Annotated in this window: 10 protein-coding genes; 6 read left to right on the forward strand and 4 right to left on the reverse strand. The window is 38.5% G+C overall.

What is annotated here, in order from left to right; all coding sequences use genetic code 11:
• Positions 1-16: 16 nt before the first annotated feature.
• From aceF to O1Q81_RS05615, 3 genes are all read left to right on the forward strand, one after another.
• Positions 17-1618: a pyruvate dehydrogenase complex dihydrolipoyllysine-residue acetyltransferase gene (gene aceF, locus O1Q81_RS05605; RefSeq protein WP_386696435.1), complete on the forward strand. Its 1602-nt coding sequence runs from the start codon at positions 17-19 to the stop codon at positions 1616-1618.
• 59 nt (positions 1619-1677) lie between these two features.
• The gene (gene lpdA, locus O1Q81_RS05610) at positions 1678-3102 is read left to right on the forward strand and encodes a dihydrolipoyl dehydrogenase (protein ID WP_386685786.1); all 1425 of its coding nucleotides are present in this window, start codon (positions 1678-1680) and stop codon (positions 3100-3102) included.
• Positions 3103-3314: 212 nt separating this feature from the next.
• Positions 3315-3824, forward strand: coding sequence for an NlpC/P60 family protein (locus O1Q81_RS05615; RefSeq protein ID WP_386685789.1), 510 nt, complete (start codon positions 3315-3317; stop codon positions 3822-3824).
• A 60-nt stretch (positions 3825-3884) separates the two neighbouring features.
• On the opposite strand, the gene hemH is transcribed toward O1Q81_RS05615, so the two are convergent.
• Genes hemH through O1Q81_RS05630 form a run of 3 tightly spaced genes read right to left on the reverse strand, consistent with a single transcriptional unit; the run spans position 3885 to position 8378 of the window.
• Positions 3885-4847 carry a ferrochelatase gene (gene hemH / locus O1Q81_RS05620; protein ID WP_386696437.1) on the reverse strand — a complete coding sequence of 321 codons (963 nt, stop codon included), beginning with the start codon at positions 4845-4847 and terminating at the stop codon, positions 3885-3887.
• Positions 4840-5268 carry a hotdog fold thioesterase gene (locus tag O1Q81_RS05625; RefSeq protein WP_386696439.1) on the reverse strand — a complete coding sequence of 143 codons (429 nt, stop codon included), beginning with the start codon at positions 5266-5268 and terminating at the stop codon, positions 4840-4842. Before O1Q81_RS05625 ends, hemH begins: the two co-directional genes overlap by 8 nt.
• A gap of 8 nt (positions 5269-5276) precedes the next feature.
• A complete protein-coding gene (locus O1Q81_RS05630; protein WP_386696441.1) occupies positions 5277-8378 on the reverse strand; it encodes an FAD-binding and (Fe-S)-binding domain-containing protein in 3102 nt (1033 codons plus the stop codon).
• A 198-nt stretch (positions 8379-8576) separates the two neighbouring features.
• On the opposite strand from O1Q81_RS05630, the gene O1Q81_RS05635 reads away from it, so the two are divergent.
• Genes O1Q81_RS05635 through O1Q81_RS05645 form a run of 3 tightly spaced genes read left to right on the forward strand, consistent with a single transcriptional unit; the run spans position 8577 to position 12303 of the window.
• Positions 8577-9671: a polysaccharide biosynthesis/export family protein gene (locus O1Q81_RS05635; protein WP_386685800.1), complete on the forward strand. Its 1095-nt coding sequence runs from the start codon at positions 8577-8579 to the stop codon at positions 9669-9671.
• An 11-nt stretch (positions 9672-9682) separates the two neighbouring features.
• Entirely contained in the window at positions 9683-10108 is a 426-nt protein-coding gene (locus O1Q81_RS05640) for a low molecular weight protein-tyrosine-phosphatase (protein ID WP_386696443.1), read from the forward strand.
• A 17-nt stretch (positions 10109-10125) separates the two neighbouring features.
• A complete protein-coding gene (locus tag O1Q81_RS05645) occupies positions 10126-12303 on the forward strand; it encodes a polysaccharide biosynthesis tyrosine autokinase (protein ID WP_386685806.1) in 2178 nt (725 codons plus the stop codon).
• An 87-nt stretch (positions 12304-12390) separates the two neighbouring features.
• Here the strand turns inward: O1Q81_RS05645 and O1Q81_RS05650 are convergent, their stop codons facing one another.
• Entirely contained in the window at positions 12391-13203 is an 813-nt protein-coding gene (locus O1Q81_RS05650) for a 5'-nucleotidase, lipoprotein e(P4) family (RefSeq protein WP_386685808.1), read from the reverse strand.
• Positions 13204-13264 lie beyond the last annotated feature (61 nt).

Genomic DNA, 13264 nt, shown 5'->3' on the forward strand with positions numbered 1-13264 from the left:
AGAAAAGGAATAAAAAATGTCAAAACAAATTCAAATCCCCGATATTGGAAGCGATGAAGTCACGGTAACCGAAGTGATGGTGAATGTGGGCGATACCATTGCCGTGGATCAATCCATTATCAATGTAGAAGGCGACAAAGCCTCCATGGAAGTGCCTGCACCAGAAGCAGGCGTAGTTAAAGCAGTGTTAGTCAAAGTGGGTGATAAGGTTTCGACTGGTACGCCAATGCTTGAATTAGAAGCTGCAGGTGCTGCACCAGCTGCCGAAGCACCAAAAGCTGAAGCCGCACCAGCACCAGCCGCTGCACCAACAGCTTCTGCTGTAGTCGATGTAAATGTGCCAGATATTGGTTCTGATGAAGTCAACGTGACCGAAATCATGGTCAAAGTAGGCGATAGCGTAGAAGTGGATCAATCCATTATCAACGTAGAAGGCGACAAAGCCTCCATGGAAGTACCTGCACCAATCGCTGGCGTGGTGAAAGAAATTTTGATTGCCGTAGGCGACAAAGTAACGACTGGCAAATTAATCATGAAATTTGAATCAGGTTCTGCACCTGCTCAATCCCAAGCACAAGCCACTCCAGTTGCTGATGCTCCAAAAGCTGAAGCACCAAAAGCAGCATCTGCCCCAGCTCCAACTACTGCCCCAGCTGCTAACCAAGAAGCAGTTACTGCAAGTACAACCTTTGCTCATGCAACCCCAGTGGTTCGCCGTTTGGCTCGTGAGTTTGGTGTGAATTTGGATAAAGTGAAAGGCACTGGTCGTAAAGGTCGTATCTTAAAAGAAGACGTTCAAGCCTATGTGAAAGCTGCCATTACTGCACTTGAAAGTGGGGCAGCGGCAAGTTCTGGTGTCGCAAATGGTGCAGGTTTAGGCTTATTACCTTGGCCGAAAGTGGACTTCAGCAAATTTGGTGAAGTGGAAGAGGTTGAATTAACACGTATTAACAAGATTTCAGGGGCAAACTTACACCGTAACTGGGTGATGATTCCACACGTAACTCACTTCGACCGTGCGGATATTACTGATTTAGAAGATTTCCGTAAAGAACAAAACAAACTGGCTGAAAAACAAAAATTAGACGTGAAAATTACCCCTGTGGTATTCATTATGAAAGCAGCAGCCAAAGCGTTGGAAGCCTATCCACGTTTTAACAGCTCCATTTCCGAAGACGGTCAACGTTTAACCTTGAAAAAATATGTCAACATCGGTGTGGCAGTAGATACACCAAACGGCTTAGTTGTGCCAGTGTTTAAAGATGTGAACAAAAAAGGCATTATCGAACTTTCCCGTGAACTCATGGAAGTATCGAAAAAAGCCCGTGCAGGTAAGTTGACTGCTTCTGATATGCAAGGTGGTTGTTTTACGATTTCAAGTATCGGTGGCTTGGGTACCACCCATTTTGCACCGATTGTGAATGCACCTGAAGTAGCGATTTTAGGAGTATCTAAATCAGAAATGGCACCAGTCTGGAATGGCAAAGAGTTCGCTCCACGCTTAATGTTACCATTATCTTTATCTTTCGATCACCGTGTGATTGATGGTGCTGATGGTGCAAGATTCATTAGTTTTATTGGTGGCGTATTAGCCGATCTACGCCGTTTGGCAATGTAATGATTAATATCCGAAAAGTGCGGTCTTTTTCACCGCACTTTTGGAAATAAGGAGAACAAATGAGTAAAGAAATTAAAACACAAGTTGTGGTTTTAGGTGCTGGTCCTGCTGGTTATTCAGCCGCTTTCCGTTGTGCTGACTTAGGTTTAGAAACCGTTCTTGTTGAACGTTATTCAACCTTAGGTGGGGTGTGTTTAAACGTAGGTTGTATTCCATCTAAAGCCTTATTACACGTTGCTAAAGTGATTGAAGATGCGAAACACGTTGAACATCACGGCGTTTCTTTTGGCGAGCCAACCATTGATTTAGACCAAGTACGTGCAGGTAAAGACGGTGTGATTAGCCGTTTAACTGGTGGTTTAGCTGGCATGGCAAAAATGCGTAAAGTAACAGTTGTTGAGGGCTGGGCTAGATTTACCGATAGCCATACCTTAGTTTCAAAAGATCGTGAGGGCAATCCAACTACCATTAAATTTGATAATGCCATTATTGCAGTAGGGTCACGTCCAATTCAACTGCCATTTATTCCTCATGAGGATCCTCGAGTATGGGATTCTACTGATGCACTAGCATTACGTGAAGTACCAAAACGCTTGTTAATCATGGGTGGCGGTATCATTGGTTTGGAAATGGGGACGGTATATAGTGCTTTAGGTTCCGAAATTGATGTGGTGGAAATGTTTGATCAAGTTATTCCTGCAGCGGATAAAGATATTGTTAAGATTTACACCAAACAAATTGAGAAAAAATTCAAATTATTACTTGAAACCAAAGTAACCGCAGTTGAAGCCAAAGATGATGGTATTCATGTTTCTATGGAGGGTAAATCAGGCAGTGAAACTCGCATTTATGATGCTGTGTTAGTAGCTATCGGTCGTACGCCAAATGGAAAATTGATTGATGCTGACTTAGCAGGTGTTGAGGTTGATGAGCGTGGTTTTATCCGTACCGATAAACAAATGCGTACCAATGTATCACATATTTATGCGATTGGTGATGTGGTGGGTCAACCAATGTTGGCACACAAAGGGGTGCATGAAGGTCATGTTGCCGCTGAAGTGATTGCAGGTAAAAAACATTATTTCGATCCAAAAGTGATTCCATCTATTGCTTATACTGAACCTGAAGTAGCATGGGTTGGTAAAACCGAAAAAGAATGTAAAGCCGAGAATATCAGCTATGAAGTGGCTAACTTCCCTTGGGCAGCCTCAGGTCGTGCGATCGCCTCAGACTGTGCAGAGGGCATGACTAAGTTAATTTTCGACAAAGAAACGCATCGTATTTTAGGTGGGGCAATCGTTGGAACCAATGCTGGTGAGTTGTTAGGTGAAATTGGTTTAGCGATTGAAATGGGTTGTGATGCTGAAGATATTGCACTCACTATCCATGCTCACCCAACTTTACACGAATCTGTTGGTTTGGCTGCTGAAGTATTTGAAGGTTCAATTACCGACTTACCAAATGCTAAAGCGAAGAAAAAATAATTGTTTTTATAACAAAAAATAATCAGAATCACACCGCACTTTGTTTAAAGTGCGGTGTTTTTTTGAATAAAATTCACTTTTTTATGAGAAATCTTGCATGAAGATGAAATAATGATCATGAAAAGTGCATAAATAGTGCATAAAAACTGGAAATTAGTTTTAAAGTAAGGTAGGATCTTGAGCAATTTTGATTTTATATGTAGATAATAACAATGTTAAAAAAGATACTAATTATAGTCAGTGCGTTGATACTGGCTGCCTGTTCAAATACATCGGGTACATTGAGAAAACATACCAGTATAACCGAACAGCAAGATGATATGCAGTTAACCATTTTAGGGAATGATTTAAAAACGAATAATTCTGCGGCATATAAGCAGCTAACGCAGGTTTATAATAAATGGGTTGGGACACGTTATCGTATGGGTGGTACAGGGCGTAATGGCATTGATTGTTCTGCTTTTATGCAAGAAACTTTTGCCACCGCCTTTGGTATGGATTTACCACGTTCTACATCAGAGCAGAAATATGTGGGCAAACGTATTCAGAAAAATGAATTGAAACAGGGCGATTTAGTTTTCTTCCGTAAAAACCGTCATGTGGGTGTGTATATGGGGAATGGCAGATTTATGCACTCCAGTTCTAGCCAAGGTGTTACTATTAGTTCTTTGAGCGAAGATTATTGGGCAAGAACTTATACTCAATCGCGTCGTGTGCTATAAAAAATCGGTTATAATTACATCGCATAATTATAACCGATTTTTTATTAGGTTAGCGTCAAATTAAATCCGTTCTTCAATCAATCGAGCCATCATTTCAATATGCAATGGTTCCGCATTTAATGCAGGAATATATTGATAACTTTTGCCCCCATTTTGTAAAAAATATGCTCGATTTTCTTCATTAATTTCTTCTAATGTTTCCAAACAGTCGGTTGAAAATCCAGGGCAAATCACGGCTAATTTTTCAATGCCATTTTTCGCTGCTGTTCGAATAAATTGATCGGTGTAAGGTTGTAGCCATTCTTCTTTGCCAAAACGTGACTGAAACGTCATGTTCCATTGGGTTTCTACTAAGCCAAGTTTATCCACGACAGCCAAGGTTGTTTGGCGGCAATGTTCACGATAATAATCTCCCATTTTTTCATAACGTAGCGGAATACCGTGATAAGAAAATAGCAAGAATTCGTCTTGTTGCATTTTAGCTTGGATAGTGTTCACCAATGCCATGATGTAATTTTCGTCCAAATGATAGGAATGAATAAATTCAAAAGGCACAATGTGGCGATGATTTTTTAATGCTTTAGCAAAAGCATCAAATACAGGTGCGGTAGTCGTACTACTATATTGTGGATAAAGTGGTAGTACGATGATTTTGTTTATATGTAAATTTATTAATTTTTGCACCGCACTTTCAATGCTAGGCTCACCATAAGTCATGCCAAGTTCGACTATAACATTTTGATTTTGCTGTTCAAAATGATGTTGTAATGCCTGTTGTTGTTGTTTACTGATAGCCAGTAGGGGAGAGCCTTGTTCTGTCCAAATGGATTGATAAGTTTTTGCAATACGTTTAGCACGAATAGGCAAAATAATAAAATTGAGTAGCGGAAGCCAACGCCATTTTGGTAAATTCACCACACGTGGATCACTGAGAAATTGACGTAAATAAGGTCTAATCGCTTCGGGTGTCGCTGCATTGGGCGTGCCTAAATTGGCAAGAATAACACCTATTTTTTTATTCATTAGTATTAATTACCGAAAGGGTTAAACGAGAAACACAACAGAGTTTATTTTCTTCATTGCGAATATCAATGTGCCAAATATGCAATGTACGTCCAATTTTTACGGCAGTCGCTCGAGCAGTAACAACAGAGCCTTTATAGACTGGGCGTAAATGGCTCGCATTAATTTCAGCCCCTACTACTGCTTGAGTTTCCTCGGTGCAACAATGTCCTGCGGCTGATCCCACGGTTTCTGCAAGGGCAGCAGAAATACCACCATGTAAAATACCGACTGGTTGTATGGTTTTTTCATTGATTGGCATGGTAGCTTCTAACCAATCATCGCCTTTCGCACTAAATTCAATGCCAAGATGATGTACCGCACAATCATGGCAAGCCTGATTAAGATCATCTAGCGTAAATTCACGTTTCCAAATGTTCATTAAGTTTCCTATTTAAATAATGTTAATAATGCTTGAACGGGGTGTTTAGGTTTAAATTTCTCAAAACGCTTCACTTGACTACGGCAAGAATAGCCCGTGGCTAAACAACGTTCAGGATTTTTACCTTGTAATTTTTCTCCCCAAGAAACATCATAAATATCTTTTGACATGGTTTGATTTTTTACATCATGCCCAAATACCCCCGCCATACCACAGCAACCGACATTTTGTACTTGTAGGGTTTCGCCAAAGGTCGCAAAAATCTGTTGCCATTGTTTAGGGCTGGTTGGCATAAAGGTGGTTTCGGTGCAGTGTGGAAATAATTGCCAGTTTTGTTGTTCTGTTTTTTGTTGGTTTAAAGTCTGGCTAGAATGTTGTAAATTTTTCACCGCACTTTGAATATTTTCTGAGTTTAATTGTGAGATTAGCCATTCGTGAGCGGTAAGTACATGAAAATCGCCCCTTTCTTTGCCTAATACTTCTTTATATTCATCACGATAAGACAGCACAATAGCAGGATCCACGCCGACCAATGGCACGCCTAATTTTGCCATTCGGTTTAACATTTCCGCTTGATTTTTCGCCGTGCGAGCAAATTGCCCTAAAAAGCCTTTTATATGTTGAGCCTTGCCATTCGGTTTAAACGGCAATAACACCGCTTGGTAGCCAAGTTTTTGGCAAAGTGCGACAAAATCACGAACCACTTTGGCATCATAGTAGGACGTATAAGGATCTTGTACAATTAACACCAGATTGGCTTTATCTACTTCCGATAGACTTTCAAGCTGTTCGAGTGACTGTCCTTGATAACCGATTTCGACTAATTGCTGCTGTAAATTTGGTTGCGAGAGCAACGGTAAATCGGTCATTCCTAAGGTTTTTTCCACCATCGTTTGTACAGGTTTTAACTTAGTGAAAAAATTAAAAAACCGTGGTACTTTTGCCATATACGGAGCAACTACTTCTAAATTTGCTACCACATAATCTTTCGGTGGACGCAAATAGCGTTGATGATAAAAATAGAAAAATTTAGCTCGGAAACTTGGCACGTCAATTTTAATTGGGCATTGGCTGGCACAGGCTTTACAAGCTAAACAGCTATCCATCGCAAATTTTACTTCATGGGAAAAATCGTATTCCTGCTTTTGCTTGAATGTATGGCGAATTTTTTGCACAAATTCAGATAGTTTGATATGTGATTTTTTAAAATCTAATTGTTCAGCTTGCACCTGCTCATTTGCCATTAAACGTAGCCATTCACGCACCATAGCGGCACGCCCTTTCGGTGAGAATATACGATTTTTGCTGACTTTCATGGACGGACACATAATGCTATGCACATCAAAATTAAAGCATAAACCATTACCATTGCAATTCATGGCACCTGAAAATTCTTCTCGCATTTTAATCGGAATTTGACGATCCTGATCGGCTCGCATTGGTGACAACAAACCATACAGTTCATCTTGTGAATGTAATGGAGTGCAGATTTTCCCTGGGTTTAGGCGGTTTTTAGGGTCGAATAAAAATTTCACATAACGCAGTTCTTGCCATAATTCAGGCGTGAAAAATTTTTCACCATAATAAGAACGAATGCCCTTACCGTGTTCACCCCAAATTAAACCGCCGTATTTTCGCGTCATTTCTGCCACTTGGTCGGAAATTTCCTTGAATAATTTGACTTGTGCTTTATCGGTTAAATCCAATGCGGGACGAACGTGTAGCACCCCAGCATCAACGTGTCCAAACATACCATATTGCAAATTGTGGCTGTCGAGTAAGGCACGAAATTCCAAAATATAATCGGCTAAATTTTCAGGCGGAACACAAGTATCTTCTACAAAAGGAATCGGTTTTGCCCAACCTTTGGCATTACCTAATAAACCGACCGCTTTTTTCCGCATGGCATAAATGCGTTCAATAGAAGCCAAATCGTTGGTCACTTGATAACCGATAATATCGTCTTCCTGATGGGCAATTTTATTATCTAATTGGCTGCAAAGTGCGGTGACAAATTGCTGAATTTTGCTTTGATTATTGCCTGCATATTCCACGATATTCAAGCCTAAAATCGGATTGTCGTCTTCTTCGGTGAGCAAATCTTTGACCGAATGCCACACAATATCTTCTTTTGCTAAACCCAATACCTTGCTGTCCACGGTTTCCACTGACAACGCATTGGCTTTCACCATAAAGGGGGCATTACGCAAGGCGGAATTAAAGGAACGGTATTTCACATTAATCAGTGTGCGATATTGTGGAATTGGGGTTAAATCTAAGACAGCTTCACAAATAAACGCCAGTGATCCTTCCGAGCCTGTTAAAATGCGGGTGAGATTAAATTCGCTTTCATCTTGATTAAATACATTTTTGAGATCGTAACCCGTGAGAAAACGGTTCAGTTGGGGTAAATCCTGCATAATGGTTTGGCGTTTTGCTTGGCAACGGCTAAAAATTTCCTGATGTAATTGACGACCGAGTACGGACAGATTGTCAGGTAAATTTGCCAAAAATCCATCGGTTTTCACCGCACTTGTGTCTAAAATTTCACCATTTATCAACACTGCACGCAAGCCCAAAACGTGATCTGAGGTTTTGCCATATTGCAACGATCCTTGCCCCGAGGCATCAGTGTTAATCATACCGCCTAGCGTGGCACGGTTACTGGTAGAGAGTTCAGGGGCAAAAAATAAACCGTAAGGTTTAAGATATTGATTCAGCTGATCTTTCACTACACCTGCTTGCACACGCACCCAGCGTTGTTCTACGTTGAGTTCTAAAATACCTGTCATGTGACGGGAAAGATCGACAATGATATTGTTATTGAGCGATTGCCCATTCGTCCCCGTACCACCACCGCGAGGCGTGAACGTGAGTGCTTGGTATTTTTCTTGTTGGGCTAATTTAGTTAAACGCACCACATCTACAACGGATTTGGGGAATAAAATAGCTTGCGGTAACAGTTGATAAATACTGTTATCGGTTGCAAGACTCAAACGATCCGCATAGTTAGAAGCTATATCGCCTGTAAAAGATTGAGCTTGTAAATCCTTTAAATAGTCAACCACAATAGGATTGAGTTGAGGAATATCTTTCAAACGGGGTAGCATAAAATCACTCGAGTAAGATAAAAAGTAAACAGACAGGATTTTAGCATATTGAGAGAAATAGGGAATAGGAGAAAGTTATTGGTAAAAAGAAAAATCCCTGTTTTAGATGATCTAAACGATTATTGTTAATTGTATTATCCATTTTTTTTCAATATAATATTAGTCGGATGTATGTTAATTAGGTAAAAGGGAAGTTTAGTGAAATCTTATTTATTCTTTGGGGGCTTATGTTTAGCTCTGACCAGTTGCTCTGGGTTACAATCTCATAATCTACCTTCCGCAGGAAGTTACCGAACGGATCAAGGTAGTCAGGTAAATATTGTTCCTATTACTCAGGAAAATATTGCTAGTCTTAGTCAGCAGAATAATGCTCAACAAAATGCACAACAGAAAAAAGTGCTTCATTTGTTTCAGCATAATCAAACGACAACATATTATTTACAACCTTATGATGTATTGTCTATTCAAATGTGGGCATATCCTGAAATTACGCCACCAGCAACACAACAGGTTAATAGTGATATTTCTGTCAAGGCAAGTGGCTATCAGATTGGTGCTGATGGTTATATTGAATTACCTCTCGTTGGGCGTTATCAAGCTGCAGGGAAAAGCGTAGAACAAATTACCCAAGGGTTGCGGAGTCAATTTTCACGCTATTTGAAACAGCCTGATCCGATTGTACGCGTATTATCTTATGAAGGATCGCACTATTCTGTTCAAGGGAATGTGGCTCAAATAGGTCAATTTCCACTAGGCAATCAACCAGTGAGTGTTTATGCCGCACTAGGTTTGGCGGGTGGCTTAAATGATTTAGGTGATCCAAGTACAATCACATTAATTCGTGATGGTGTGAGTTATACTCTTAATCCAATCAGTTTGGAGAAATCTGGTTATTCATTACATAATTTATTACTCAAACCTAATGACACATTATATGTTGGTGAAAAAGATAGCCAAAAAATTTATGTGATGGGTGAGGCAAATAAAAGTCAGGCTTATAATTTGCGTGAAGAGGGTATGACGTTAAGCGATGTATTAGGCGAAAGTGCAGGGATAGACATGACTAGTGCAAGTGCTAAAGGGGTTTATGTGTTGCGTAGTAATCAAAATCACCAAGAAACTGAAATTTATGTAATGGATTTATCCAATATTGGTAATTTTGGTTTAGCCAATCAATTTACGATGCAACGTAATGATATTGTTTATATTGACGCAACAGGATTAACCCGTTGGCAACGTATTGTGAATCAAATTCTTCCATTCTCAAATACTGTTTATAACTTCTCAAAATAAGGATAATCTATATGTTTAACCAAATTTTGGTCGTTTGTACGGGGAATATTTGCCGCAGTCCAATGAGTGAATATTTATTTAAACGGGTACGCCCTGATTTGCATATTTCATCGGCAGGTATTGCTGGTTTAACAGGTTATCCAGCGGATGAAAGAGCCATTCTAAGTATGGATCGTTTAAGCATTGATATGCACGCTCACGTGGCACAAAAATTAAATAGGGAACATCTAATAAAAGCCGATTTGGTTTTAGTGATGGATTTACAACAGCAAAAATATATTGAACAGAACTGGCCGTTCACAAAAGGAAAAGTATTTCGTTTAGGACACTGGCACAATATGGATATTGCTGATCCCTTCCAACAAGATCAACAATTTTTTTATAATACCTGCCAGCTTATTCAAGATTGTGTTGATGACTGGGTTAAGTATCTTTAATTTTAAGAGTAAGAATAATGAGTAAACAACATATTGAAGAGAATGATACGATAGATCTAAAAGAGATACTATTCTCTTTGTTATCGCAATGGAAGTTAATTGGCTTATTTACTTTAGTCGCATTGTTAATAGGCTTTGTATATTTACGCACTACACCAAACACTTATGCAGTGAATGCAATGGTACAAGTAGAGGATAAGAAAGGTGGAACTGCCGCACTGTTCGGTGATCTATCCGATGTATTTAATCAATCTTCCGTTGCTCAAGCAGAAATTGAAATCTTAAAATCACGTATGGTTTTAGGTAAAGTTATCAAAGATTTACATTTAGATGTATTGATTTCCAATAAAAACGACACTTTATTTAACCGTATGACTTCATCAAATCGCAGTCGTGTGGAATATCAACAGGATTCGGTTACTTTTATTGATGAAGATAAACGTTTCACCCTGAGTCATTTTGTTGTACCCGCATCATTTGAGAATAATGCACTTATTCTTGAATTGCAGGGTGAACAATTTCGTTTGATTGATGAAAACTCCAATCAGACCGTGTTTGAAGGTATTATTAATCAAACAAAGGGTGTATCAAATAGTAGCGAATGGCATTTAGATGTGGCAACTCAAGATAATTTTGATGCACGATATACGATTAAAAAAATGTCGCTTGATGCAGCAGTGAATTATTTAAACCTAAGCTACTCGGTCGCTGAGAAAGGTAAACAAACAGGCGTATTGCAATTAAATTATCAAGGTGAAGACCAGTACCATTTGGTTAAAGTGTTAAATCATATTTTGACCGTGTATAAAAAACAAAATATCGAACGACACTCTGCTGAAAGTACACAAACACTGAAGTTCTTAGAAGGACAGCTACCAGAATTAAAAGCAGATTTAGATAATGTGGAACGTCGTTATAATGATTTTCGGATAAAACACAATACGGTTGATATTCAAAAAGAAGCGGAATTATACCTTGAACAAAGTATCAATTTAGAAACCACTAAATTAATGTTGGAACAAAAACGTGCGGAATTATCGGCGAAATATACCAAAGAACACCCAGCAATGCGTGAAGTAGAGGCACAAATTCGCTCCGTAAATAGCAAAATCAATGAATTAAATTCTGCACTCAAAGGGGTACCTGATTTACAACGCCAATATTTACAACTTTATCGTGATGTGGAAGTCAATACTAAACTATATACTAACCTTTTAGATTCATACCAAAAATTAAAAATTGCTCAAGTGGGAGAAATTGGTACGGTTCGTATTATCGACCAAGCGGTAATTCCAGAACAACACATTAAACCAAAACGTATGTTGACCATTTTATTATCCGCTTTTGCAGGTGGAGCGTTAGGTGTTTTATTTGCGCTGGCTAAAACCATGTTACGCTCAGGAATTCGTTCATCAGAAGAAATTGAACAACATGTAAATTTACCAGTATATGCAACTATTCCACATTCATCAGTGCAAGAAAAGCGTGCCAAAGTATTAAGAAAATACAAGTCTATTCCAATTTTAGCGGTTACGCATAATCAGGATATGGCGATTGAAAGTTTGAAAAGTATCCGTACTACGTTACATTTTAATTTAATGAATACGGAGAACTGCATTATTTCGATTTTAAGTTCTTCACCTGAAGTTGGTAAATCGTTTGTTACTGTGAATTTAGGCACATTATTAGCACAAGATAATAAACGCACTCTTATAATTGATGCAGATTTAAGACGAGGGTATTTACATAAATATTTTAATCACAAACTTGATAATGGTTTAGCACAATATTTAGCAGGTACAGCATCGCTTGATGACATTATTGTGAAAACATCAATAGATAATTTATATTTCTTACCACGTGGTAAATTTTCAAATAACCCATCTGAGCTGATTGGTTCAGCACGTTTAGGTAAATTATTAGAGCAGCTCAGTAGCCAGTATGATCGTATTATTATTGATACGCCACCAGTATTAGCGGTAACTGATAGTTTATTGATTGCACAATATTGCACGATGAACTTATTGATTGTGGGCTACAGACAGACTAAATTAGGTGAGTTAGATCTGACTATCAATCGCTTTAATCAAGCGGGTTTGAAAATTAATGGCTGTATTCTTAATAATATTCAAAGAGAGGTCAATCTTGGTTATAGTTATGGATATAATTATATGAGCAATAAGGGGAATTGGTAATCTTTGGATTAAAAATCAATTAGTTATATTTTTCTATCTTTTCCCCTCGCTCGTTTACGGGCGAGGGGAAAATAATTGCTGTAAAAATTATTTTCCGTCCCAAGCCTTAATTGCATTATGACGAATATCTATACGGCTTTTAGCATCACCTTTGTAGTAGTTTTTATCCATACCACTTTCCCAGTCACCATAATTTGGATTAGGTAATACAATGAATTTTTTGCCAAATTTTTCTTTGTTTTGTTGTACAAAGGCACGACGTTGTTCATTGGATTTATGGTAAGGTTCATCGCCAAAATCATTTAAGTTATCCCCGATATAAAGTACTATTTCATAGCCTTGTTTTTCAATATCAGCGAAACGAGTAGATTTGTTAGATTTATCTTTTTTAAGCAATAAGGTTTGTTCGTTTACACCGTTGAAGCCTAATTTATTCATATTATCAATGGTGCCTATTTTTTCATTGCTATCTTTGCGGTTGGATACATAAAACATCGTGCCTTTATGACTATTTACATAGTTATTAAACTCTACCGCACCAGCAATAGCTTGAGTTTGGCGAGCATTGACCCAACGGGTCCAACTTTCGCTGTCAAAGGCTTTATGATTTTTGATCTGCCAACCTGCATAAGCACTGTTATCTACCATTGTTTCATCTAAATCTACCACAACCGCTTTTTTCTTGCCTTTGGTAACTTTAGCATTGTCAAACGCGACTTTAGCAAGATTAAAGGCTTGGTGAGCAAGGGCTTGGTATTCTCCAGATTGTTGTATCCAGTTAATGCCTAAGGTAGCCTGTTCTTGTAAAATCATTTCATCATGTTTATTACTATCATGAGTACACCCCGATAAAATAAACATTGATGTCATTGCAATGGCAGTTAATTTAAATAATTTCATATTGTTCTCCTTTGTTAGTTTAGGTTTTATGTTGAAAACGGTGTAAACAACACTTCTAAAA

The sequence above is a fragment of the Lonepinella sp. MS14436 genome (assembly GCF_042470565.1).
Taxonomy (GTDB): Bacteria; Pseudomonadota; Gammaproteobacteria; order Enterobacterales; family Pasteurellaceae; genus Lonepinella.

Coding starts and splice junctions, on each gene's coding strand:
- aceF (WP_386696435.1), top strand. CDS start 17: ATGTCAAAACAAATTCAAATCCCCGATATTGGAAGCGATGAAGTCACG.
- lpdA (WP_386685786.1), top strand. CDS start 1,678: ATGAGTAAAGAAATTAAAACACAAGTTGTGGTTTTAGGTGCTGGTCCT.
- O1Q81_RS05615 (WP_386685789.1), top strand. CDS start 3,315: ATGTTAAAAAAGATACTAATTATAGTCAGTGCGTTGATACTGGCTGCC.
- hemH (WP_386696437.1), bottom strand. CDS start 4,847: ATGAATAAAAAAATAGGTGTTATTCTTGCCAATTTAGGCACGCCCAAT.
- O1Q81_RS05625 (WP_386696439.1), bottom strand. CDS start 5,268: ATGAACATTTGGAAACGTGAATTTACGCTAGATGATCTTAATCAGGCT.
- O1Q81_RS05630 (WP_386696441.1), bottom strand. CDS start 8,378: ATGCTACCCCGTTTGAAAGATATTCCTCAACTCAATCCTATTGTGGTT.
- O1Q81_RS05640 (WP_386696443.1), top strand. CDS start 9,683: ATGTTTAACCAAATTTTGGTCGTTTGTACGGGGAATATTTGCCGCAGT.
- O1Q81_RS05645 (WP_386685806.1), top strand. CDS start 10,126: ATGAGTAAACAACATATTGAAGAGAATGATACGATAGATCTAAAAGAG.
- O1Q81_RS05650 (WP_386685808.1), bottom strand. CDS start 13,203: ATGAAATTATTTAAATTAACTGCCATTGCAATGACATCAATGTTTATT.